Source organism: Tenacibaculum piscium, assembly GCF_021390755.1.
GTDB lineage: Bacteria > Bacteroidota > Bacteroidia > Flavobacteriales > Flavobacteriaceae > Polaribacter > Polaribacter piscius.
Window position 1 is genome coordinate 118,857 of record NZ_JAJGWR010000001.1, and the last position, 22,104, is coordinate 140,960.

Annotated in this window: 23 protein-coding genes and 1 tRNA gene; 4 read left to right on the forward strand and 20 right to left on the reverse strand. The window is 30.9% G+C overall.

What is annotated here, in order from left to right:
• Window positions 1–28 precede the first annotated feature (28 nt).
• The 4 genes from L0U72_RS00530 to L0U72_RS11770 all read left to right on the forward strand — a co-directional run bounded on the left by L0U72_RS00530 (window position 29) and on the right by L0U72_RS11770 (window position 4,674).
• Window positions 29–110: transfer RNA gene (locus L0U72_RS00530), tRNA-Leu, on the forward strand.
• 64 nt (window positions 111–174) lie between these two features.
• Window positions 175–1,470 (forward strand): tyrosine-type recombinase/integrase, encoded by a 1,296-nt coding sequence (locus L0U72_RS00535; RefSeq protein ID WP_233898122.1) that lies wholly within the window; start codon window positions 175–177, stop codon window positions 1,468–1,470.
• A 73-nt stretch (window positions 1,471–1,543) separates the two neighbouring features.
• Entirely contained in the window at window positions 1,544–3,580 is a 2,037-nt protein-coding gene (locus L0U72_RS00540) for an HsdM family class I SAM-dependent methyltransferase (RefSeq protein ID WP_233898123.1), read from the forward strand.
• Window positions 3,580–4,674 (forward strand): restriction endonuclease subunit S, encoded by a 1,095-nt coding sequence (locus L0U72_RS11770; protein ID WP_317206236.1) that lies wholly within the window; start codon window positions 3,580–3,582, stop codon window positions 4,672–4,674. The genes L0U72_RS00540 and L0U72_RS11770 overlap by 1 nt, the downstream gene beginning before the upstream one ends.
• A gap of 185 nt (window positions 4,675–4,859) precedes the next feature.
• On the opposite strand, the gene L0U72_RS00550 is transcribed toward L0U72_RS11770, so the two are convergent.
• The 20 genes from L0U72_RS00550 to L0U72_RS00645 all read right to left on the reverse strand — a co-directional run bounded on the left by L0U72_RS00550 (window position 4,860) and on the right by L0U72_RS00645 (window position 21,916).
• Window positions 4,860–9,908: an ArdC family protein gene (locus L0U72_RS00550; protein ID WP_233898125.1), complete on the reverse strand. Its 5,049-nt coding sequence runs from the start codon at window positions 9,906–9,908 to the stop codon at window positions 4,860–4,862.
• Window positions 9,909–10,002: 94 nt separating this feature from the next.
• Complete coding sequence (locus L0U72_RS00555; RefSeq protein ID WP_233898126.1) at window positions 10,003–10,590, reverse strand: glycoside hydrolase family 108 protein; 588 nt, start codon at window positions 10,588–10,590, stop codon at window positions 10,003–10,005.
• A 13-nt stretch (window positions 10,591–10,603) separates the two neighbouring features.
• Window positions 10,604–11,590, reverse strand: a complete 987-nt coding sequence (locus tag L0U72_RS00560; RefSeq protein WP_233898127.1) for a collagen-like triple helix repeat-containing protein — start codon at window positions 11,588–11,590, stop codon at window positions 10,604–10,606.
• 4 nt (window positions 11,591–11,594) lie between these two features.
• Window positions 11,595–12,032 carry a hypothetical protein gene (locus tag L0U72_RS00565; RefSeq protein ID WP_233898128.1) on the reverse strand — a complete coding sequence of 146 codons (438 nt, stop codon included), beginning with the start codon at window positions 12,030–12,032 and terminating at the stop codon, window positions 11,595–11,597.
• Between the two features lie 15 nt (window positions 12,033–12,047).
• A complete protein-coding gene (locus L0U72_RS00570) occupies window positions 12,048–12,521 on the reverse strand; it encodes a hypothetical protein (protein WP_193700569.1) in 474 nt (157 codons plus the stop codon).
• A 9-nt stretch (window positions 12,522–12,530) separates the two neighbouring features.
• Complete coding sequence (locus L0U72_RS00575; RefSeq protein WP_193700570.1) at window positions 12,531–13,037, reverse strand: hypothetical protein; 507 nt, start codon at window positions 13,035–13,037, stop codon at window positions 12,531–12,533.
• Window positions 13,038–13,040: 3 nt separating this feature from the next.
• On the reverse strand, window positions 13,041–13,358 hold the full coding sequence (locus L0U72_RS00580) for a hypothetical protein (RefSeq protein WP_233898129.1): 318 nt from the start codon (window positions 13,356–13,358) through the stop codon (window positions 13,041–13,043).
• The gene (locus tag L0U72_RS00585) at window positions 13,358–13,861 is read right to left on the reverse strand and encodes a carboxypeptidase-like regulatory domain-containing protein (protein ID WP_233898130.1); all 504 of its coding nucleotides are present in this window, start codon (window positions 13,859–13,861) and stop codon (window positions 13,358–13,360) included. The genes L0U72_RS00580 and L0U72_RS00585 overlap by 1 nt, the downstream gene beginning before the upstream one ends.
• A 22-nt stretch (window positions 13,862–13,883) precedes the next feature.
• Window positions 13,884–14,417 carry a hypothetical protein gene (locus tag L0U72_RS00590; protein ID WP_233898131.1) on the reverse strand — a complete coding sequence of 178 codons (534 nt, stop codon included), beginning with the start codon at window positions 14,415–14,417 and terminating at the stop codon, window positions 13,884–13,886.
• 15 nt (window positions 14,418–14,432) lie between these two features.
• Complete coding sequence (locus L0U72_RS00595) at window positions 14,433–14,591, reverse strand: hypothetical protein (RefSeq protein WP_233898132.1); 159 nt, start codon at window positions 14,589–14,591, stop codon at window positions 14,433–14,435.
• 9 nt (window positions 14,592–14,600) lie between these two features.
• Window positions 14,601–15,533 (reverse strand): hypothetical protein, encoded by a 933-nt coding sequence (locus tag L0U72_RS00600; RefSeq protein WP_233898133.1) that lies wholly within the window; start codon window positions 15,531–15,533, stop codon window positions 14,601–14,603.
• Window positions 15,534–15,535: 2 nt separating this feature from the next.
• Window positions 15,536–15,814 carry a hypothetical protein gene (locus L0U72_RS00605; RefSeq protein WP_233898134.1) on the reverse strand — a complete coding sequence of 93 codons (279 nt, stop codon included), beginning with the start codon at window positions 15,812–15,814 and terminating at the stop codon, window positions 15,536–15,538.
• Window positions 15,814–16,341 carry a hypothetical protein gene (locus tag L0U72_RS00610; RefSeq protein ID WP_233898135.1) on the reverse strand — a complete coding sequence of 176 codons (528 nt, stop codon included), beginning with the start codon at window positions 16,339–16,341 and terminating at the stop codon, window positions 15,814–15,816. Before L0U72_RS00610 ends, L0U72_RS00605 begins: the two co-directional genes overlap by 1 nt.
• 73 nt (window positions 16,342–16,414) lie before the next feature.
• Window positions 16,415–16,999, reverse strand: a complete 585-nt coding sequence (locus tag L0U72_RS00615; RefSeq protein ID WP_233898136.1) for a hypothetical protein — start codon at window positions 16,997–16,999, stop codon at window positions 16,415–16,417.
• Between the two features lie 57 nt (window positions 17,000–17,056).
• On the reverse strand, window positions 17,057–17,464 hold the full coding sequence (locus L0U72_RS00620) for a hypothetical protein (RefSeq protein WP_233898137.1): 408 nt from the start codon (window positions 17,462–17,464) through the stop codon (window positions 17,057–17,059).
• A 16-nt stretch (window positions 17,465–17,480) separates the two neighbouring features.
• Window positions 17,481–17,939, reverse strand: coding sequence for a hypothetical protein (locus L0U72_RS00625; RefSeq protein ID WP_233890555.1), 459 nt, complete (start codon window positions 17,937–17,939; stop codon window positions 17,481–17,483).
• An 11-nt stretch (window positions 17,940–17,950) separates the two neighbouring features.
• Window positions 17,951–19,006 (reverse strand): hypothetical protein, encoded by a 1,056-nt coding sequence (locus L0U72_RS00630; RefSeq protein ID WP_233898138.1) that lies wholly within the window; start codon window positions 19,004–19,006, stop codon window positions 17,951–17,953.
• Window positions 19,003–19,557, reverse strand: a complete 555-nt coding sequence (locus L0U72_RS00635; RefSeq protein ID WP_193706560.1) for a hypothetical protein — start codon at window positions 19,555–19,557, stop codon at window positions 19,003–19,005. The genes L0U72_RS00630 and L0U72_RS00635 overlap by 4 nt, the downstream gene beginning before the upstream one ends.
• On the reverse strand, window positions 19,557–20,288 hold the full coding sequence (locus L0U72_RS00640; protein WP_233898139.1) for a hypothetical protein: 732 nt from the start codon (window positions 20,286–20,288) through the stop codon (window positions 19,557–19,559). Before L0U72_RS00640 ends, L0U72_RS00635 begins: the two co-directional genes overlap by 1 nt.
• Window positions 20,289–20,290: 2 nt before the next feature.
• On the reverse strand, window positions 20,291–21,916 hold the full coding sequence (locus tag L0U72_RS00645; protein ID WP_193706562.1) for a hypothetical protein: 1,626 nt from the start codon (window positions 21,914–21,916) through the stop codon (window positions 20,291–20,293).
• Window positions 21,917–22,104 lie beyond the last annotated feature (188 nt).

Sequence of the window (22,104 nt, forward strand, 5' to 3'; positions counted from 1 at the left end):
TATATTTGCACCCACAATTACCTAGTACGCGGGAGTGGTGGAATTGGTAGACACGCTAGACTTAGGATCTAGTGCCGAAAGGTGTGAGAGTTCGAGTCTCTTCTCCCGTACAGAATTTTAAATTCAATGAAATCAATGCTTTAAAAGTGTAAAAACTTTTAAAGCATTTTTTTTATGACTATAAATAAGTTAAAAGAACCTACAAAAGAACCTGTAAACGAGCAGTTAAAAACGCTAAGTTTACGCTTTAATATCTTAAAAAACTTGTATTCAGAACCGAAAATTTACCGATATAAAGAACTCATTAACGGCAAAAAGCAAATTAGTATAAACAAACAATGGCACGTTTACTACTATTATCGAAATCCGAAAAATGGTAAAATGGTTAAGTTTACGGAAAGAAAAGGAATTAACAGATTAAAGACTATTGCCAGTCGAAATTTAGCAAGTAAAAATTTACAAAAAGCATTAAAAAGATATTTGCAAGATGGATTTAATCCATTTGCTGAAAAAGAAATAAAAGTTGATGTAAATACTAAAATTTACACAAGTTCGGAAGCCTTGAATTTAGCTTTTAATCAAAAAGAACCAACTTGGAAAGAATCAACAATTGATGTAAATAAAGTATATCTTAATTCATTTACAAGATGGTTATCTGCCAATAACCTAAAAGATAGTCCTATTTCTGAAATAACTAGAAAGCATATTTCTTTTTATTTATCTTATTTAATCGAAGTAAAAAGTATCTCAAATACAAGTAGAAATAATCATAAACGATTACTTTCTTCTTTATTTACGCAATTAGAAGAAAGCGAAATTATACCGTTAAACTTTATCGGAAAAATAAGTTTCTTAAAAAGTACCGCCAAAAAAAATAAACCATTTAATGCAACGCAATTAGATGAAATTCTAAAATACACAAAAGAAAACGATCCTTATTTATATGACTACATTAAATTTATGTGGTATTCTTTTTTGCGTCCAATTGAAATAATACGTTTGAAAATTGAAAATATTGATTTTGATAATAATTCAATCGAAATTCAAACCAAAACAAAAGAACGTGATTATGTTAGATTAGTTTCTGCTAATAAAGAGTATCTGAAAACACTAAATTTAGATACTTTTGATAAAACAAAATCAATTTTTACTAAAGATAAAAAACCCGCTTTTTGGGAAACTAAAAAAGAAAAATCAAAAGAAAATTGGTTTACTAGAAGATTTAAAATCATTAAAACCAAGTTTAATTTATCTGATGACTATGGAATCTATTCTTTTAGGCATACGAGCGCATTAAGTTTATACTATCATTTTTTAAATAAACAAGGATTTAATGAGTATCAATCTGTTTTAAAAGTTCAGGAAATAATGCGCCATACTGACGAAAATACAACAAGAAAATATTTACGAGAAATAGGAGGGCAGTTGCCAAAAGACTGGTCTAAGAATTATGATTATGAATTAATCTAAAAACTACTTCTGTATCAATGCCATCATCTATTTACAATCAGAAAAAAGATGATACATAACTAAACTATAAAAAATGGCACAATCAATAGAACCAAATATTGCAGACCTAGCTAATGGCTGGATGAAATCATATAAATTACCGTATAAATTAGAACAAGAAAATATAAATAGTGAAATTGATAACGCTTTAAAAGATTACGAATCTAAAGGTGGCGGTAAAGGTGGAAATAGACCAGATGCAAAAGTTTTATTACAAGATAAAAATTTAAACTACTACCCTATATTAATTGAATACAAAGGTGAAAAAGGGAAATTAGTAAAACTAGATAAAGAAAATCAAGTTGAAAATATCACTATAAAAAACGAACCTAACTACAAAAATATAAGTTCTTTTGCTGTAAATGGAGCAATTCATTATGCAAATGCCTTACTACATCACACCAGTTACACCGATATTATTGCTATTGGTATGACAGGATATAAAGATGCTAAAGGTAATATTCATCACGAAATAGGTGTATATTTTGTATCTAAAGATAATTTAGGAGTTGGGCAAAAAGTAGGTGAATATTCTGATTTTTCTTTCTTAGCTCCTGAAAATTTTGATGCCTTTATCGAAAAAGTAAAATTATTAAGTCTTACTGATGAAGAACTTGAAAAACTAAAAGAAAGAAGAGAAAAAGAAATTGATAAAGTTTTAAAAAACCTAAATCAGCATATTTTTGACAATGAAAAAGGAGTTGGCGAAAATGACCGTGTTTATCTTATTGCCGCTTCTATTATTGCAACACTTGGGGTGGCGGGAAAAGTTCCTACTCTAAAAAAAGAAGATTTAAAATCTTCTCAAGAACACGGAAATACCGATGGCGAAATAATGGTTCGTAAAATTGAATCGTTTTTAAGAGAAAACAATATTCCTACCGATAAAAAAGACCTTATTATTAGAAGTCTTAAAAATACACTTTTAGCTTCTAATCTAAATAAAATTGAAAATGGTAAAACGCAATTAAGTCGAATTTTTACTAAAATTATTGATGATTTAGGTATTTATTACAAAATTGATTTAACTACCGATTTTACAGGAAAGTTATTTAACGAAATGTACGGTTGGCTTGGTTTTTCGCTAGATAAATTAAACGATGTTGTTTTAACTCCTGCTTATATTTCAAACTTATTGGTAAAATTAGCACGAGTAAATAAAGATTCTTATGTATGGGATTTTGCAACTGGTTCGGCTGGTTTGTTGGTTTCGGCAATGAATGAAATGTTGATTGATGCTAAAGAAAATATTACTTCGCCAAGTGAATTAGCTGAAAAACAAGTACACATTAAAGCCAAACAATTATTAGGGATTGAATTATTACCAAGCGTTTATATGTTAGCCATCTTAAATATGATTATGATGGGTGATGGTAGCTCTAACATCTTAAATAAAGATTCCTTAACCGATTTTGATGGAAAATATGGTTTTGGTGATACAGATAAAGAATTTCCTGCAAGTGCTTTTATTTTAAATCCTCCATATTCTGCTGAAGGTAACGGAATGGTTTTTGTTGAAACTGCCTTAAATATGATGCACAAAGGATACGCATCTATTATTATACAAAATTCAGCAGGAAGCGGAAAAGCAAAAGATTTTAACCTACGAATTTTAGAAAAACACACGCTTTTAGCAAGTATTAAAATGCCTGTTGATATTTTTATCGGAAAAGCAAGTGTGCAAACTAATATTTATGTGTTTAAAGTAAACGAAAAACATCATAAAGATGAAATGGTAAAGTTTATTGACTTTTCTAATGATGGATACACACGAAGCAACCGTAAAAAAGCAAGTAACAATTTAAAAGATACCGACCAAGCAAAAGAACGTTATCAAGAAATTGTAGATTTAGTGCGTTTTGGTAAAAGCAAACTAAAACTTTTTACTGATAAAGAATATTACGAAAACACCATTGACCCAAAAAATGGAGCTGACTGGAATCAAACAGCACCGATAGACACCAAACCAACATTAAACGATTTTAAAAAAACCGTTAGCGATTACTTAGCGTGGGAAATATCAACAATCTTAAAAAAACAAAATAACCAAAATGAAAATTCGGGAAAGTAATTTCCCCACTTAACAAAAAATTAAATAACGTTAAGTGGGGCGAGTTTAGAGTTGGTGATTTGTTTGAAATAGGTACAGGTTCATTATTATCAGGAGAAGAATTAATAAAAGGTAAAATTCCTAGAATTTCTGCTAAATCTGATAATAATGGTATTTTAGGTTATTATGATACCGCTAATAATACAAATTCAAGACATTTTAAAAATTTTATATCTGTTAATTTTTTTGGTACGAATGGTGGTATTTTTTATCATAAGGAAAAAACAAGTGTAGAAATGAAAGTTCATACTCTTAAAATCCCAAATAAAGAATTAAACGATAAAATTGCTAAATTTATAATTAGCACATTAAAAAATTCATTAACAGGATTTGGATATGGTAATCAACTATCAAGTTCTAAATTAAGAGAATTAAATTTTAAAATCCAACTACCAACGAAAAACGGGAAAATAGATTTTGATTTTATGGAAAATTTCATAAACAATTTAGAAACCGAACGCATCGCAAAATTAGATGCGTATTTGGTAGAAAATGGTTTACATGATTATGAATTATCAGCAAAAGAAAAACAAGTTTTATTAGATTTTGAAAATGATAAATTTCAATGGAGTGAATTTAAATTAGAAAATTTGTTTGGTAAAGCTACTCGTGGTAGAAGATTAAAAAGTGCTGATAGAATTTCTGGAGATTTACCATTTGTAACGGCAGGAGAAGCTAACGAAGGAGTTTCTGCATTTATCGGAAATAATATAATAGAATTTTCAGAAAATACAACAACAATTGATATGTTTGGTTCGGCAAAATATCGAAATTATAAATATGGAGGAGATGACCATATTGCGGTTGTTCATACTGATAAATTACCTAAAAAAGCATCAATTTTTGTAACATCGGCAATTCATAAATCATCTTATAACGGACAATTTAATTATGGTAGAAATTTTTATCCAAAACATGCTGATGTATTAAATGTTTCACTTCCAATAAAATCAAAAAAACCAGATTATGAAATTATGGAAACGTTGATTTCTGCAATTCAAAAAACGGTTGTAAAAGATGTTGTTTTATATGTTAAAAATAAAGGGAATTGTTAGATTTTCTTTTAAAAAAAATGCCCAAGTCATTCACAACTTGGGCAAAACAATCAAACAACAACTATTTTTTTAATTTCCCTTTAATTTCATACTTTTGCAGTAATTAAATGTACGTCAGAAATACAATATTACTACAAAAGTGTTTATTAGCTGGGAAGCTGTAAGCACTTTTTTTGTGCCTTATTTTATTCCGTAACTGTTAAAATTCCTTCAAAAATATTGTATTTTAAATCGGATAAATTTTTATTTTGATACCTATTTTTATCGGCATAAATATAATTTTCCTGATAATCGTCAAATTTTTGAGTGAACAAAATCACATCGCCATCAAATTGACTTTTTGAACCGCCTCGCATTTTTCCGTCCGTAGTTTGTTGGAAAATTACAATAAATATTTTACCATCGTATTTTTTACGTAAGTCTTTATCGACCTCGAAACCTTTTTCAATTTCTTGAAGTTTTGCAAAACTATCAATTACGATAACATCATTTGCTTTAATTAATTGATCCAAATCAGCAATAGATTTTATTTCAGGATTCGAGATGTTTGCCATTGCTTTGTCTAAAATATATTCGTGTACCTTATTCCAATATAAAGTGCTTTCAGGGTGTTCCTCAATACTGGCGTGTCCGACTTTGTAATTTTGAGCAAAAGCATTAATAAATCTAAAAGCACAACGAGTTTTCATAGAGCCTTGACCACCTGTAAGCGTAATTACTACGGATTCTTTTTGTTTTACCTCAATTTTACCTAAAAATTCACTGATATTTTCATCTTGAATTTTATAAAATTCAGCTACTTTATTTTGTCTATTCGCTAATTTTGATGCTAAAGAATTACCGCTAAGGCTGGTTCTTGGTTTTGCAAGTCCTCGTTGCTTATTTGCTTTGTTTAACCAATTTTGTGTTCTTTCTTTGTTTTTTTCTATTGATATGGTATTTGCAGATTCTAAATCTTTATTTTCATCTAAATATCTACCATAACGCATTCTATCTAAATCAGGCATTAATACGCCAAATTCCTCTGTCGGTTTACTTCTGATAGTTAAATAATTATCTAACCAGTTTCTAGCGTATGTTTCTTCATCTTTATAGTCCCATTCAAAATTAGGATTATGATTTTTATCTTTATTTTTGTGATTCACAAATTTAAAAGATTGCATTTTACTCATTTCTACTCCGTAGGTATCATCTAATGAATATTTAGGGAGCTTTATTTTTTTGTTAATTTGGTTAATGTTATATCTTATTATTTCTTTTTGCTTACGATGTTTTGTTCCTGTTTCGTTATTGTAATTTCCAGCACGTCCAACATAAAATCTCAATTCTTCAATTAAGAATATTAATTGTTTATTGTTAAGGGTTTTAAAATCTTTTTCAGTGATTTTCTTATCAACATAAACAGGTATATTATAATGATTCAAGCCGTCAATCATTGTGTAATAACTTTCCTTGAAATATTGATGTTTAAAATGATTGTCATTTAACAAATGAAACATATTATTTTGAGCTATATCATTATTATTTTTTGATTTTCTTTTAGGTTTTAATTGATTTTTATCTTTTGTAAATATCAATGGTATTAGCTTATTTATTGATAAAACATCTCTAATATTATCTAAAACAAAAACATCTTTCTCCACCTCTTTAACCGCAGGTTTTTCAACGGTTTTAGCTTTTTTTGTTGGAGGATTATTTACTTCAACACCTAAAAAAGCATACAAATCGTCAATATTACCACGGTAATAAGTATTTAATTGACGTTGCCAAACACCATTTGTAGGCGACCATTTAAAAGCGTGTCCTGCTTTTTTTAAAAAAGCTCTAACATCTGCATCAGGTTTACCATCAAATAAAATCTGAAATTTATTAATTTCTCTATTAATTATAATTGTACCGTTTTCAAATTCAATTTCCGTATTTCCTTTTTCATCAGAAGATTCTTTTAATCGTTTTTCAAGAACAATCTGTTTTTTCACCTCTCTTATATTCGCTGTTAAATTTGTTAAATAAAAGCTATTCGATTTAATACTGCTACCATCTTTATTTAATTTAACCCATGCTTCAATTGTTTTTTGCTTAAAAAAGTCTTCAAATCCTATGGTAATTTCTTTAATTTGAGCATCTCGGCTTAGTCCTTTTTTTCGCAATACTTTATTTATAACAGCATTTCCTTTTTTCATCAAAGAATGCTGTTCTTCTAAATCAATTAATTTTTTATTTAATTTTTCCAAAGCATCTGCCGAACCTGTTTTTATTTTTGAAGGAGCTTTAGCTTTAAAGAAATTATCGTATTTATCTACAAATTCAACTAATTCATTTAGCTTTTTATCAATTGCATCTGATTTTTTACGCATTCTAGCAACTGGGAAATTTGAAGCACCTGTTATCATAGTGGACATCATTCCGTTTTTAGACCTTAAATAAGCTAAGTATCTGTTTAGATACCCATTTTTAAAACGTATGAATTTAGCTTCAAAATCATCTTCTACACTTAATTTTATTGCTTTTTTATAGTTTACTTCGTAGGTATCTTTTAGCGTATTATAATATTCATTTTGATGAGATACGGCTCTTTTTTCAGGGTCAAAGCTTGTGCCTCTATGAGCGTCATAAGCTAATTGATACGGTATATCTTCTTTTGAAAAAAGTTCATCTTTGGGTGATGTTTTAGCTTTTTTTTTAACCGCAGGTTTATCAATAAATTCAGTAATATCATTTGCGGTTAATTTTTGATATTTTACTTGATTTTTATTGGTATGTTCATTGATAATATCCATTGCATCTCTGTATAATTCAGATACAGTAGTTTCCCAAATACCATCCGTTTTTTTCCAGCCATATTTTTTTATAGCAAATAATCTAGCGAGTTTTACAGGCGTTGTTTTTGGAAAATAAAATTGAATTTTATCTAATTTCACACTAGAAAAAGCCAACCCACCATTTTTAAAAGTAATTAAAGTATCAGTATCTTTTTTGGTTGGTTTTGGTTTTGGTGTAGATTTTCTTTCAAGATACATCTCAATATTTCCACTTACCACCCTTAACTCCTTTCTTAATTTCGGTAGATATACTTTATTCCATTTTTTAATATCGTTCTTGTTATCGCTCTTAACCTCTTCTATTCTCGATTCTAAATAATCTTTTTTGATATAAATATAATCGTCTAAACTTAGATTTGCATCTATATGTATCTTAGGTACTTTACTATCTATTAAATTAACGAAATCATCATCATCTACCCATTTAGATGCTACATAATGATTCCTGCTTTTAATATATTTAGTTAGGTTTGTTTCTAAAATACCATTTTTTTCAACCCAATTAGTTTTTGATGAATTAGTAAGCATTTGAGGATATTCACCTCTGAAAAATAAAAGTTGTATTTTGTCAGTTTTAGGATTTTTACAGCCAATACCTAAACCAGATTCTAATGCAAAAACAATACCTTTTTTCGTAGATTTTGTAGGAGTAACCGCAGGTTTATCAATCTTTTTAATTTCGGCTTTTTTGGTAGCTTTTACTTTTGATGCAACTTGTGTTAATTTACCGTTTTTGTAATGCCAACCTTTGCGTAAACGTCCGCAACTATCAAAAGGGGCATTTGCTGTTATGGTTTTTTTAGTTTCAGGAATTGCTACTGGATACGCTGAACCGTCAGAAATTGAAGCGGTTTTTTTAGTAGCCGTTTTTTTTGTAGATACTATTTTACCTAATTCTTTGTGAAAAGCTGGTACATTGTTAGCATCTAAATTTAACACAAAATCAGATGCTTTTTGTGCTGCACTTGCTCCACGCATCAGGAATTTATTATCTTCTTTTGCGATTTTCAACATACCACTCCAGCCTTTCAGATATTCAGCATGATTTTTATTTGTATGCCAAATAATTCCCGCTTGTGCAGATAAAAAAACCGCTCCAAATTCAGCGATAAGCTCTTCTTTTGCGTATTCTTTTGAACCGAATTTATTACCTAACTTTCTAGCTAATCGCTTTTTATTTCCTGTCGAATGTGTTAATTCGTGAAATAATGTACGGTAATAATCATTCGGAGTATCAAAACTCTGAAATCTTGGCATTTGAACTAAATCATTAGCTTCTTGATGGTATGCCTTATTACCTCCATGCTTAATAGTTGGTGCTGGTTTTGGATAGTTAGTTACGATTAATTCGGCAATTTCGTTTTTTTCGTTTGCTAAACTTTCGTCAGATTTTACAACTCTACCTAATTGTAATTCATCTAATTTGAAATCAATCTCTTCAATATCCGAACCATTAAAAACATTGTAATATTTCAAAATTGCAATACTATTTACTACATCATCAAAATCTTTTGCTTGATGCCCGAAATTTTTGATATATTTCATCATACGATCTTTGTCGTATGTTCCAAATTCTTTTTTTGTCTTCGGATTTTCGAACTTATAAAGCAATGTAAAATATACAATTGGCGTACCTTTTGAGCCTTTTTTTAACTTTCCTTTTTTCTCTTTAATTTGTTTAAAGGTCATAAAATAAGGATTATCCATAACTGCTAAAAAGTCATCTTTTAACATCCACGGATTAACGCCACGATAGGCGTTTTTTGATACAAAATTAATTGGAATCAAAAATCCGTCTTTTTCGTAATATTCTTTTTGCCCCCATTTTTTAACATACCCTTTACCAGTTGATTTTTCAACTAATGAAATCATTTTATCGGTAATCATTTGATAAATGTCATCATTTGTAAAGGGTTTTCCAAGTGCCGTTGGATCTTCAACCGTTTCAGGATTAGCGATAAAAGGCAATCCCAAACCTTCTAAATCAGAAATTTGTAAATAGTCCTCGTTCGTTGTTAGATTTTTTTTTTTACAACCACAAGTTGTTTTAGTACCACCACAACCGCACGGCTTTTTACCATTCAATCCCATTGAGAATTGCTTTGTTTTTTTATCCAAAGTAGCTACTTTGAACACACCACCTTTGCTAAATTTCCAACCTTTACGCAAACGTCCGCACTCGGTTAACGCTTCTTTGTACGCTCCTTTATGCCTTGAGCCTGCCAAGGCTGTTGGGTAATTTCGTAAAGAAATATCAAAAGCATCTACGCCTTTATTATCTAATAAAATTTTTGATAATCTGTAAACAATTTCAGTTTCGTTTGCTCTTTTTGCATTTGCGATAATTCGTTCTAACTGTTTACGTGTTACTTCTGATCCGTTTAAATTTTTAAATTGCTGTTGTATGGTCATTATAATTGTAATGTTTTAAATTTTTTATTGATTATTTCCTGATTTTTCACTCCCAAATACGTTGCTCCAGCAATGACTATCAAACCAAAAAATATTAGGCTTTTTTTTTTGATAAACCGTGTAATGGTTTATTGATACTTATATTATGGTCGGTTGCTAATTCATCTACTCGCCGATGCCAAACAGGGCAAAAATGCTTGCAATCTCGTAAACTGCTGTAATAACTTTTACGAGCTTGTGAATAGGCATTAAATAACTCTTTAGCATCTACGCTGTTAATTGCTGAAATTGTTTTACCTCCTGCAATTCCATCAACTAAAAGCTTTTTATTAAATGCGTTGTTTAGTGTACGTTGCATTATTATTGTAGCTCTTTTAGGGCTTGCGTTTATTGCGTGATCTGCAAATGTTTCAGCAATTGCTTGCGATGTTATTTTATCAGCATTGATACTGTCCCAAAATTGATTTTTGAAAATTGTATGTGCTACTTGTTGCGTAATATTTTTCATATCCGCAATGCTTGGCGGTCTGCCGATATTTCGTTCATAAACTTTAGCCGAAACACCAAAATTTGTACCGACTAATTGTTTTAAGGAATTGTAATTTCCGCTATCAGTTTTTAATATTTGATAACCTCCTTCTGCTCGTTGTATTTTCTTTTGAAATGTTGGGTAGCTTGCCATTGATTTTTATTTTTTAAACGACTACTAATAAGATGCTTGAATCAATACTCCAAGCTTGTCTTGCATTACCATCATATTGTTCTTGTGATAGATATATTTCTGATAAATTAGGATTATTTAAAGCTCTTAGACTAATATTCTTTGGTTCATTAGAAATATCAATTGACTTAATATTTTTATCCGTAATATCTAAATGCTTTATTCCTAGAGTCGTTTTTATTTTTATATCATTTGCATTTGTACCGTTACTTACATCTAGTGGTGGCATATTACCTACATGAGTAGTTCCATCACGCAATTCATATTTTACCAAGCCATCTGTACGAAGTGCAGTTACGTTAAAATCTGTACTTCTCTCTAAGGTAGAAAGTAGTGTATAATAATCATAAGTAGGTTCATCAGGGTCAGGCACTACCACGCCACCGCCTGTATCTGTTTCATCGCAACCACAATCGCCATCTGCTCCTTTATCGCCTTTATCGCCTTTATCGCCTTTAAAAGAATCGAACATATCTTGCACTGTTCCCGAATTACCAAGTTCGAGCCAAAGCGTATGTAAAGATTTTGCGGGAGAGCCTTTAGGTCCAGGTAAACCCATTAAACCTTGTTTTCCATTTCGTCCATTTTGTCCAGGATAACCAGTAAAACCACGGTCGCCTTGAATACCTTGGATTCCTTTTTCTCCTTTTATTCCTTGGATTCCTGTATCTCCTTTTTCTCCTTTTATACCTTGAATACCTGTATCTCCTTTTTCTCCTTGAATACCTTGGATTCCTTTTTCTCCTTTTATTCCTTGGATTCCTGTATCTCCTTTTTCTCCTTTTATACCTTGAATACCTGTATCTCCTTTTTCTCCTTTATCGCCAGTATCTCCTTTTTCTCCTTTATCGCCTTTTTCCGAATCTCGTTCAAAAACAAAACCTCGCCCATCAGTAGCTAATACTTTCGCATTTTTTAAGCCTTTTATTTGTAATTGTGTTGTTGTTACTTTTCTGCCCATTACATTAATTTATTAGATAATCTGTTTCAGATATTTTTGTAATAACCTTACTTAAACAGTGATAATTAAGTCCTCTTGCTCTATCACCGCCTGTAAAACCATATATAGTCCCTTTTCTATCCATAGAACTAATAGTATCGTACACTGTATCTGCTCCCCCTGTAAATATAAACTTCATATTTTTTCGTGTATTTACAACTGTTATTGAGTCGCCTATTTTTTTTATAGAATCTAAATTAATAACAATCAATAGAGGTGAAGCATTAACATATAAAACATCATTAACTTGATTATTGTTAAGCTCCAATTTTTGATTTTGTAATGTAATTTTCTGTACATTTCTACCTCCTCCAGCAATTACATTTCCTTTGGCATCAGTTGCCAAACTTGAAGCGTTTTTTAATGGTTTTATCTGTAAATGCGATGTTTTTAAGTTTCTCATTATATATTTTTAAAATTAAATTGTAATTGTTTTTTTGAAGCTCAAAAATTTCAAATCAACTTCAAAATAAAGGCGTTCCATAAACTCAACTTTGTTATTTTGCAACTGATTTAGCATTAACATTGCGCCAGTCATTAATGGAATACCGAAATTTATAGCTGGTAAATTATACGCTCCGAAAGCATCTAAATTTATTTTGTTTAGCTTCAAATTACTTCCTGCTAATTGTTTTTTGGTGTCTTTTTCGTACACTCGCAATGTTTCCATTTTTAACGCTCCTGTATTAATATTTAGAGCTTCATTTGTCGGGTTTCCGATTGTTAAATACAAATCGACAAACAAACGACCAGAACGAATTTTAAAATTCCGAACATCTCTAATTGCAAAAGTTAAATTATCTGATATTTTATCAAATTGATTTTTTTTAACCAACGCAAAAACGCCAATTCCTGAAACTACTGAAACCGCTAAAATTGTTTTTTTATTCATTTTGAAGATTTAAAAGAATTTGAACGGATTAAAAAATTTGATGTATAAAAAAGTACTTCCAGCCAACAAAAGAAATAGCCACCAATACCAGCGAATACCGTATTTTTTTACGCTTGTTTCTTTTTTAATTGCTGATTTTGATGAATTATTGACAATTTCTTTAATCGTTTTATCGCTTGTAATATTTGCCGTACTATCAATAATGGTATTGATTTTGATGCCGTTTTTTACCGTATCAAAAACAGCGATGTAACTATTTTTACCGCTTTTTTTGGACGTTTCAAAATGTTTAAATTTTGCTTTTACGATACTATCTAATTTTTTATCATTGGTGTTTAGGCTGATAAAAAATGTATCATTAATTGGCAATGATTTAATTTTTGTTTGCTTGTTTTCAACAACTTTTTCTGTTTTTTTAACCACTTCAATTTTTGAAGTTGAAGTGGTTTTTGTCTTTTTCACAGCACACGAAAAAACAACAAATAAGGTTATTATTAATAGTATCTTTTTAAGCATAATTTATGGTTTTCTTAATTTATAGCTTTCAAGCTCGATGTGTAATTGCTTTATATACTCTTTATGCTCTTTTAAAACTAAACTTTGTTCTTTAATTATTTTATCTGATTCTTCAATCATTTCTGATAAAAATTTGATGCGTCCCATGAAGTCAGCTTTTATAGCGTCAATCATTTCTGAATTAATCTGGAATGCTTTTTCGTGAAATTCTAATTTTTTCGATTTCATTGAAAAAAACCAGCCTAAAAATCCACCGCCACCAGTTCCGAATAAAAGCACCACTATATTTTGATAGTTATCTAAAAAAAATGATGTTTTCATTATGCGGTTACTTTCTTTTTTACTGTTTTAGTCGTTCTTTTAGTTGTTGTTCCTGTTTCGTTATATTTAGAATAGCCCCAAAAAGCAAGTGCAACACCTGCTACAATTAATCCAGCTTTAACGTTTGTTTTTATCGGAGTGATATCTACTGCATCTAACATTCCATCATTTTGCAGTTTCACTACTTTTGGCAGCATAGACAAAGGAAGTGTAATTGCTTTATGACCAACAAATGATACCTGTACAATATCATCAGGGCTTCCGATTGCTTTAAAATTCCCGTCAAAATCCGTCATTACGCCAACTTGTGAATTTTTATTGTAGATCGTAGCACCGACTAATATTTCATTATCATAATTACTGACTACTTTTCCTGTAAAATTAGCTGCTCCTTTTGCTCCATGATTACAGCTACACGGCTTTTTGGTTTTACAACCTGCTTTTTCTGTGTCAAAAACGACTACTTCTGTATTATATCCTGCTAATTTCATTAAGTTATTCATCTTTTTATTTATTTAATTGATTTTAAAAAGTCCAATTTGCTGATTCAATTCTATTTTTCACGATGCGATATACTTGCCCATCTTTTGGCGATAATTCAGCTCGTAACCAATAGACTAAATCTTTAGGGGAATAATTATCCAAATGCCTAGAAACGCCAGTAGGAGGAGAGCCATAACCGTTATATTCTTTTAATCCAAAAGCTTTATAAACGAGCTTAAAATCATCTGAATTATTTAATTTTTCAAATACTTTTTTTATTAAATCTTCATCCGTTCCATAAAAAGGAAAAGCTCCATTACACGCATTTAACAATTGTTGTGCATATTTTTGAGCGTCCTCTTTTGTAATGGTTACTTTGCTTAAATCAACTTGTACATTGATTTTTACGTTTTCGACCTTATCATCTAAAGCACTACCAATATTTTTATTGAATGATTTATAAATTTTATAGCCAACTAATAAAAGCACAATACCGCCACTTATATACAGCACTTCTTTTGTATTATCGGCTAAAAAAGCACCTGTTTTTTTGATGTTTTGTTTTGTATTTTTCATAGCAAATTTTATTTTTTATTTTAAAAAACCTTTTAAAATTGCAAACTGAAACGCATTTTCAAAATACCCCAAAGCGGTTTTATTTTCTGACAATTCAGCAATTCTAATAACTACATTATCAGATAAATTATTTAATTTATCTAATGCTTCTTTTTTTGATTTTATTTTTGCCATCGTTTTTTTTTAGCTTTTATTATTGATTTGATTTTCTATTAACTGCATCAATTTAGGAGAATTATTTTGAGCGATATAAAGTACTAATGATGCTGTTTTATCATTATTCACTTTAATCATTTCAATTGCTTGATTTTGCATTGCTGATAAATTAGTATCGCCTCCTAATTGAGCAGGAACAGTAGCTCCTTTGTTTAAAAGTGAGGGAAGTAACGGAAGTAGCCCCCCCAAGCTTTCCGCTACTTTTTGAAAACCCGCACTCTCAAATACGCTCTGTTTCTCTAGTATTTTTTGCTGAATTTTTAATTCGGCACGTTCTTCAGATGTTTCAACTTTTAATTTTAGCTTATGATTTTCTTCCTCTAAGCGTCTAATTTTTGAGCGATTATCTTTGTTTTCTTCTCGTAATTCTTCGGCTTGTCTTTTATAATCTCCAGCACGCTGGCTTTCGACCATTGCGCCTAAAAACTGCATATTTTGATTATCCATATTATTACCAGCCAAAAAATTAATATTTGAATTTTGTTGTTGTTGTTGTTGTTGTTGTTCTTTTTTGTTTTTTTTAGGGGATTTCATAACGCTTTGCTGATTGTTTTGATTTTCTGATTTTTCGGAAAATTCGGATTTTTCGGAAAATTCGGATTTTTCGGATTTTTCGGAAAATTCCTGTAAGTTTATAATGATATCATCAATACCTACTTTTCTGGCTTCTTTGCCGTAAGTTCTTCGGAAACTAAAAGTAGTTTCCGAAAAGCCTTTTTGCTTCAAATGCTTCAAAAAGGCATCAACAGAACCGTGTAATTTTTGAACATCACCTAAAGAAAACCACTTTTTATTCATAGACAATCCAGTACGTTGCACGGTTCTGTTTTCATTATCAGATACACTAACAGCGTGGTTAGGTTTGTTTAAATGAAGTGTTATTTCTTTGGATAAATTCATAATTATTGTACTAATAAATATCTAACTACTGATTTCATATTTGCATCAGAATTGTTTGTTGGTGCAAATCTTAGATGTCCGTTAATTATTGGAATGGCGCTTTCTAATTTATACGGATTTTCGCCTGTAATCGTATCCGTTTCTATATTGTTTAATCGCAAAGCATCATTGTTTTTAATTGGTTTTACTTCAATAAAAACAACGCCTTTGCATCCATTTAGCTCTGAAATATCTATTTCAAAACTGCCTATCTCAATTTTTTCTTTTAATAATGTTTCCATTATATTTCGCAAGAAATTTCTTGTTCAATTGTAAAAATAAATTCGCCACATGGAGGGAAATCATTTCCTAAAACATCCCATTTAATCGTAATTTGTTCATTGTGAACTAAATTAAACGGTGTTATTCTCTTGCCAGCGTTACCCCAATTAGCACGGTTATAATCTTTTAAATCAGTAGGTTCGCTCATTAAACGACCATGTGTATCTTCAATCCTAATATCAGTATGCGAACAAATAAATGCGTTTAAATCAGGCACATTCGTTCCTGTTGCTAATAATGGCGTTGCTTGCGGATCTGTTCCATCTTGGTAATCAATAGCAGTCCAAGTATCTAACGTTTTAACGTAAGAATTGAAATGGATACCTATTAATTTACCTTTTGGCAACGTATCATTTTGTTCCCCTCTTAGGTAATTAGCGATAGTATTTTGAAGAGTTGCTTTATCTTTATTTAACAACTCTTTGTTAATTTTAAACCGATGGTATATTGTTTTGATGTTTTTTACTTCTATGTTTTGAGCTTCCATTTTTTTGGATTTAATAAAAAACGCAACGCAATGCGTTGCGTTTTTTTATGTTAAAAAATTAAGGTAAAATGAATTATCTTTTCAAATAAACCTCGTGTCCTTGGAACATTGCAGATACAAACAATACCTTTCCTGCTGGTACTTTTGATGCTAATTGCGGTGGAAACTCAACAGTTAAATCAATAATTGATTCGTCTTCAACAAGCACTAAAGATGATAATTCACGGTATTTACTTCCGTCTTTTAAACTATCAACAATTGATGTAATTGGCAATTTGATTAAAACTTCATCTTTTTGCTTCATTACTAAATTCGCAAATTGTAAATCGTGATGAGTTTTTGAATAATCAAAATCCAAAGCGTGTGGTAATTGACCAGGAGTACCAATAGCAAAACCTAACGCAATTGAGTTAATAACCGCAGGGCGACCTTTAACTAATTTATTACCATTAAAATTGGTAGTTCCACGAACTTCCGTAGTTGCTCCATCTAATAAATCAACTGAACCTCCCACCTGTACCTGAGTATTTGCGTAAAGTGCAGCGTCTATTGGTTTGCTTTTTGCCGTGTTCCAATCGTACCCTTTTTTGATGATTTCACTTTTTAAAAAGCTGATTGTACGTAAATGAGCTTCGTTATTTTTTAAAAATTCTGACATTGTAATTGTTTTTTTAGTTTAATTTAATTGTGGTTGTTTTATTTTTTGTAATTCTTTTTATCCGAAAGTAATTTCAGGTGTTACACTTTGATAAATAGCATCTTCACTATAATCTTCATTATCATCTATTAGATCATAATCATCATATCCTGATAAAAAATTAATTTCACTTTCAGGATTTCCTAAGGCAGTTTTTAAAACACCTTTTGGCTCGGTAATAAATTCTTTGGCTAAAGAAATTAAAGAAGAACCTGCTACACCGATACTAACATCTTGAGCGAATGCAGTTGTTTTGTTTTTTCTGTTCAAAAAAACAGCTCCTAAAACACCAGTAGCTAATAAAACACCGTGTTTAATTTTTCCATTTTCAATCGGCACGACATCGGCTACTACATTTTTAATACCGATTCCTGCGGTATTTCCAATTGCGGAAACTAGCGTACTGCTTATTTTTTTTGTATCCATTTTTATCTATTTATAATTAATTTTTATTTTTAGTCATCATTGCGATAGCACCTAATATTACCAATGCTCCAACTCCTAAACCGATGTATAAAGTGGTATTATCTTTTTTCGGAGCTGGCTTATTTTGTTGCATCATCTGCATCATCATCATTTGCATTAAATTATCTGATGATGTATTGTTGGCTTTTGCTTGTTGATCCAAATTATTACGTAATTGCGGTGCAATATCTTTTCCGCCAACAATAACCTGTTTTCCGTGTTTTGCTTGTTCGATTTGCGCCCAAGTACCACCGATAGTTTGCAAAATGCCCATTAAATTAGCTCCCTGCATAAATGCGCTACCACCACCGCTAGGTGCATCTTGTGGTGTCGAAAAATTATCAGAACCCATTGAGTCCCAAGAAGCGTTATCTAAATATCCTAAACCAGCTCTATCCTTCAAAAGCCCTAGCTTACCTAATTTCATTATGTTCATAGATTATTATTTTATATAGTTTTCTTAGTTTTTTTAACAGTTTTTGTAACTGTTTTTTTACGCTTTTTTTCATCATCTTTATTAGCGTAAATAATAGCCCCAGCCAATACAGCTAAGCCCAAAAAGACTTTTGTTTTTTCTTTATAAAAAAATGAACTCGAATTAGATTCGTTAGTGTTATTTGATTCATTTAATGCATTATCTAATGCTACTTTTTCTGCTTTTTGCTTTGCGATTAATGCTAATCTATTTCTTTCTGCTTCGGCTTTTTGCTTTGCGATTAATGCTAATCTTGCTTTTTCTGCTGCTGCTGCTTTTTGCTTATTGATTAATGTTTGTCGAGGAGCTAATTTCATAGCATCTGCTTTTTGCTTTGCGATTAATGCTAATCTTGCTTTTTCTGATGCTTGCTTTTTTAGAAATGCTATTCTATTTTTTTCTGCTTCGGCTTTTTGCTTTGCGATTAATGCTAATCTTGCTTTTTCAGCTTCTTTTGCTTTTGCTGATGCTAAGGCTAATAATCTTGCTTTATTTTGTTTAGCTAACAGGGCTAATCTTGTTTTTTCTGCTTCTGCCAAGGCTAATAACCTTGCATTTGCTTTGGCTTTTGCATTTTTTTCAGCAAGTATTTTAGCTTGATTTTTATCCCAAGCAACTTTTATAGCTTCTTGACGTGCAACCTCTAGTTGTTTTTCTTGAGCAAGTTTAAGTGCGTTTGCTGCTGCATGACGTAAAGCTTCTGCGTGCGCTCTCTCTAATCGTTCAGCTTCTGCTAACTTTATTTGAACTGCTTTTTTTCTTGCATCTGGCGTTCTTAATTCCAACCATTTATCGAGTCCTAAAACATCAATTTGTAATCTATGTGCTGGAATAGTTCGGTCATTATTTCGGTCATCTCTTAATTTTGCTAAAAGAATACGTTCTTTTCGTTGGCGTTCAGCTTCGGCAATACGTGCTTCTTCAGCTATTTGAGAGGGATCTCGTTGTTCTAATCTTTTAGATTCTTCAAAAGAGATAGCACCTGTTTTACCAGCTAATCCTGTATCAAATTGTATATAATTTTTCATATTTTCCCGTTCTTTTTTAAATAAATAATACCGCCAATTAATGCTACACCGCCAATTATCATTGGTAGATTATCTTTTAAAACAAAACCAGTATTTACGGTTGCTTTTGTTTGCGTTGTTGTTGAAACTGCTGTTGTAACTACTCTTTGCGTTGGTGTTGGAACTAATGTTCTAACTGGAGCTGTATATCCATTATCGGTAGGAACATATTTACCTCCTTTTGGTCTGCTTGTGCTAGGATTACGAGTTTCTAATGCTTTTGAAGTTTCTTTTATTTTTGATAATTTTACCTCTGTTTCTAATACTTTTAATTTATCAATATTAGAATTAGTTTTATTAGCTTTTGATTTAGCTACAATTAACTCTCCTTTTACTTTCGCTTCACTTTGACCATATTTTATCTTTAGCATATCCAATAATGATATCCCTTTCACTTGTGCTTGTGCTTGTGCTTGCGCTATCTGATTTGGATGAATGTTAAATTTCTGACTCAAAGACTGATACTCTCCCAAACCACCAGCTAAACCTGTATCAAATTGTATATTTTTCATTATGCTGATACTTTTTTAATTACTTTTTTCTTTTTGATGGTTGTTGTTTTTTTGCCATTTTTCGAAAAATAAACAACACCGCCAAGAAATATAACACCTGCAAGTATTGGCAAATTCTTTTTTGATAAAATACCTGCTGAATTAACTTTAGGAGCTGTTACACTTGCATTTGCTTGAGCTTGTGCCTGTGTTTGAGCTTCGGCTCTTTTGATGTTATCTCTTTCAATTTTATAGTTGGCTATTTTTGTTTTTACCGCTTGTAATTGATTTTTTAATTGTGCAATTGTTTTTTTATTTGTTACAATAACTTCACTTGACCTGCGTATTCCTTCGGTTTGTTGCTTCCCTAATAAAGTATAACGCCCCTTAACATCGCCTAATGAATTACTAGCATCTCTTAAAGAGTTTTCGGCACGTTTTCGCCTGTTAATATGTTTACTACAAGCACCAGCCAAGCCTAATGAATCTGCAATAGATTGTTCTTGTTTTAATTTTAAAGTTTCGGCTTTTATTGTTTTTTCTAAATTGGCTAATTCAATTTTCAAACCTGCCCATTCGCTCGCTTGTTTTCCGTTTTCTAAAGCAGAATATTTACGATTCCATTCATCTTTTTGAGCTAAAACATCTCTTGTTTGACTCTCAAGACTTTCTGCTTGCTTTTTAGAAGTGCAAAGCGTCCAACCATTTAATCCTGTATCACTACCTCCTGTATCAAATTCAATATATTTCATATTTATTTTTTTATTATTAATACACTTGCACAAGCCAAAATCCCAACTCCAAACATTTTTTTAAATGATTTTGATTGTTTAATAGATTTATCTTTGGCAACTTCGGAGGTTAATCTTATTTCAAAATCACGCATTGCAAGTTCATTTGCGGTACGTAAACTTTGGGTTTCTTTTTTTAGAAAATCGGTATATTGTGTATCGTATTTAAGCCAGATTTTATACATATCACGCTGTAAAGGTTGTTCTGCTAAATACAAGAACTCTCCTCCTAAATGTGCGCTTTTTCTTAAATTTTGTACTTTTTCTATGTATGGTTTTATTTCACTTTCGTAACGATTATCACGTCCATCGGTATATTTACTTCTAAGATGTCTTAAATTGGTGTTTAACCATTTGTTAGAAGTTCCTTCAAAAGTTTCATCGCCTTCGCCATACGGCAAAATTGGTTCAATTCCGTATTTACTTTTATTTTTTCTAAGAACAATAAAACGATATTCAGCAGTTACTGGCGACTGCATATTCGGTACAACAAAATATAACGTTCGCTCACTTGTTGTGGCTGTTTTTGTGAACATTTCAAAATCATATTTACTGTATGATTTAATGAAATTTGCATAAATAGTATCAACAGCTTTTTTAATTTGCTCTAAATACTTTAATGATGTAGCAAGGGTTTTTCCTACACATTTATCGCTTGCTAAATACGCTGCTTCATTTCTTAAATGGGCAATTCCTAAATCTAATTCTTTAAAAATATCATTTAAAATATGTTGGATTCGTGGCTTATTATTAAATAAAATAGCTTCATCTAATAATTCAAGTTTATGTGTTAAAGGAGCTTTTAATTTTTTGTCAATATTCACTTTAATTAGTGGCAATTGATATTCAGGAACAACGCAATCAATTAATATAGAGTATAAAGTCATTACAACTTCATCAATAATTGGCTTTGCAGCTATAAATATTTGTTTTACAATTTCTGTTTTATAATTATCCCCTTGCGGATTTTGTCCTTTTGGATTTTGTACTGGTGGTTGAGTTCCTGCTAAACCGTAAATTGGTAATTCCGCCTCCATATAAATATCTGATTTTTCGTAAAATTCTGGTTCTTCTATTGTTGGGAGCGTTCCGTCTATTATAAAATAGCCGTGTTTTAGGTTTTTCGGGTTTTTCTGATTTTTCGGTACAATTACGTAAACGTGTGAAAATCCAGCAGTAGCACTTTGTTTTATTCGTCTTAAATAATGGTTAATTCCAAGATTTAATAACGTTGTACTTGCAAAAATGCTGTAACTTTTACAGTCTATACCGCTTTGGCGACTTGACCACGAACAGGCAGGAGAACGTAAGTTTTGATTACTTCCATCAATTTTATATTGAAAATGATGAAACAAAAAACCGTGAATTTCCTTACAAGTTTCAGATAGTCGTTTATCCGCAAAAGTTCCAGCTATCTTTTTAGTATGATGTTTATATTTTCTTGACCAAATCGCCATATTATTAATAGCTACTTTGGTATCTCCCTCGGCTAATTTGGTACTTGAACAATCGCTAAATGGCATCAATGCGTCATATTTTACACCGCTTTTAATAGGGCGGTATAAGGTTGCGTTTATTGATTTTGACATTGCGTTGCTCACTTTTATATCGGTTTGATACTGCAATAATAAATCAAGAAAAAAACATCATTTTGGTCTAGCGAGGTCTAGCGAGGTTAAGCGAGGTCTAGCGAGGTTTAGCGAGCTTTAGCGAGCTTTAGCAATGTTTAAATTATTTGTTTTTTCACAAAAAAAACCGAACTGTCAAGAATTACTTG

Coding starts and splice junctions, on each gene's coding strand:
- L0U72_RS00535 (WP_233898122.1), top strand. CDS start 175: ATGACTATAAATAAGTTAAAAGAACCTACAAAAGAACCTGTAAACGAG.
- L0U72_RS00540 (WP_233898123.1), top strand. CDS start 1,544: ATGGCACAATCAATAGAACCAAATATTGCAGACCTAGCTAATGGCTGG.
- L0U72_RS00550 (WP_233898125.1), bottom strand. CDS start 9,908: ATGACCATACAACAGCAATTTAAAAATTTAAACGGATCAGAAGTAACA.
- L0U72_RS00555 (WP_233898126.1), bottom strand. CDS start 10,590: ATGGCAAGCTACCCAACATTTCAAAAGAAAATACAACGAGCAGAAGGA.
- L0U72_RS00560 (WP_233898127.1), bottom strand. CDS start 11,590: ATGGGCAGAAAAGTAACAACAACACAATTACAAATAAAAGGCTTAAAA.
- L0U72_RS00565 (WP_233898128.1), bottom strand. CDS start 12,032: ATGAGAAACTTAAAAACATCGCATTTACAGATAAAACCATTAAAAAAC.
- L0U72_RS00570 (WP_193700569.1), bottom strand. CDS start 12,521: ATGAATAAAAAAACAATTTTAGCGGTTTCAGTAGTTTCAGGAATTGGC.
- L0U72_RS00575 (WP_193700570.1), bottom strand. CDS start 13,037: ATGCTTAAAAAGATACTATTAATAATAACCTTATTTGTTGTTTTTTCG.
- L0U72_RS00580 (WP_233898129.1), bottom strand. CDS start 13,358: ATGAAAACATCATTTTTTTTAGATAACTATCAAAATATAGTGGTGCTT.
- L0U72_RS00585 (WP_233898130.1), bottom strand. CDS start 13,861: ATGAATAACTTAATGAAATTAGCAGGATATAATACAGAAGTAGTCGTT.
- L0U72_RS00590 (WP_233898131.1), bottom strand. CDS start 14,417: ATGAAAAATACAAAACAAAACATCAAAAAAACAGGTGCTTTTTTAGCC.
- L0U72_RS00595 (WP_233898132.1), bottom strand. CDS start 14,591: ATGGCAAAAATAAAATCAAAAAAAGAAGCATTAGATAAATTAAATAAT.
- L0U72_RS00600 (WP_233898133.1), bottom strand. CDS start 15,533: ATGAATTTATCCAAAGAAATAACACTTCATTTAAACAAACCTAACCAC.
- L0U72_RS00605 (WP_233898134.1), bottom strand. CDS start 15,814: ATGGAAACATTATTAAAAGAAAAAATTGAGATAGGCAGTTTTGAAATA.
- L0U72_RS00610 (WP_233898135.1), bottom strand. CDS start 16,341: ATGGAAGCTCAAAACATAGAAGTAAAAAACATCAAAACAATATACCAT.
- L0U72_RS00615 (WP_233898136.1), bottom strand. CDS start 16,999: ATGTCAGAATTTTTAAAAAATAACGAAGCTCATTTACGTACAATCAGC.
- L0U72_RS00620 (WP_233898137.1), bottom strand. CDS start 17,464: ATGGATACAAAAAAAATAAGCAGTACGCTAGTTTCCGCAATTGGAAAT.
- L0U72_RS00625 (WP_233890555.1), bottom strand. CDS start 17,939: ATGAACATAATGAAATTAGGTAAGCTAGGGCTTTTGAAGGATAGAGCT.
- L0U72_RS00630 (WP_233898138.1), bottom strand. CDS start 19,006: ATGAAAAATTATATACAATTTGATACAGGATTAGCTGGTAAAACAGGT.
- L0U72_RS00635 (WP_193706560.1), bottom strand. CDS start 19,557: ATGAAAAATATACAATTTGATACAGGTTTAGCTGGTGGTTTGGGAGAG.
- L0U72_RS00640 (WP_233898139.1), bottom strand. CDS start 20,288: ATGAAATATATTGAATTTGATACAGGAGGTAGTGATACAGGATTAAAT.
- L0U72_RS00645 (WP_193706562.1), bottom strand. CDS start 21,916: ATGTCAAAATCAATAAACGCAACCTTATACCGCCCTATTAAAAGCGGT.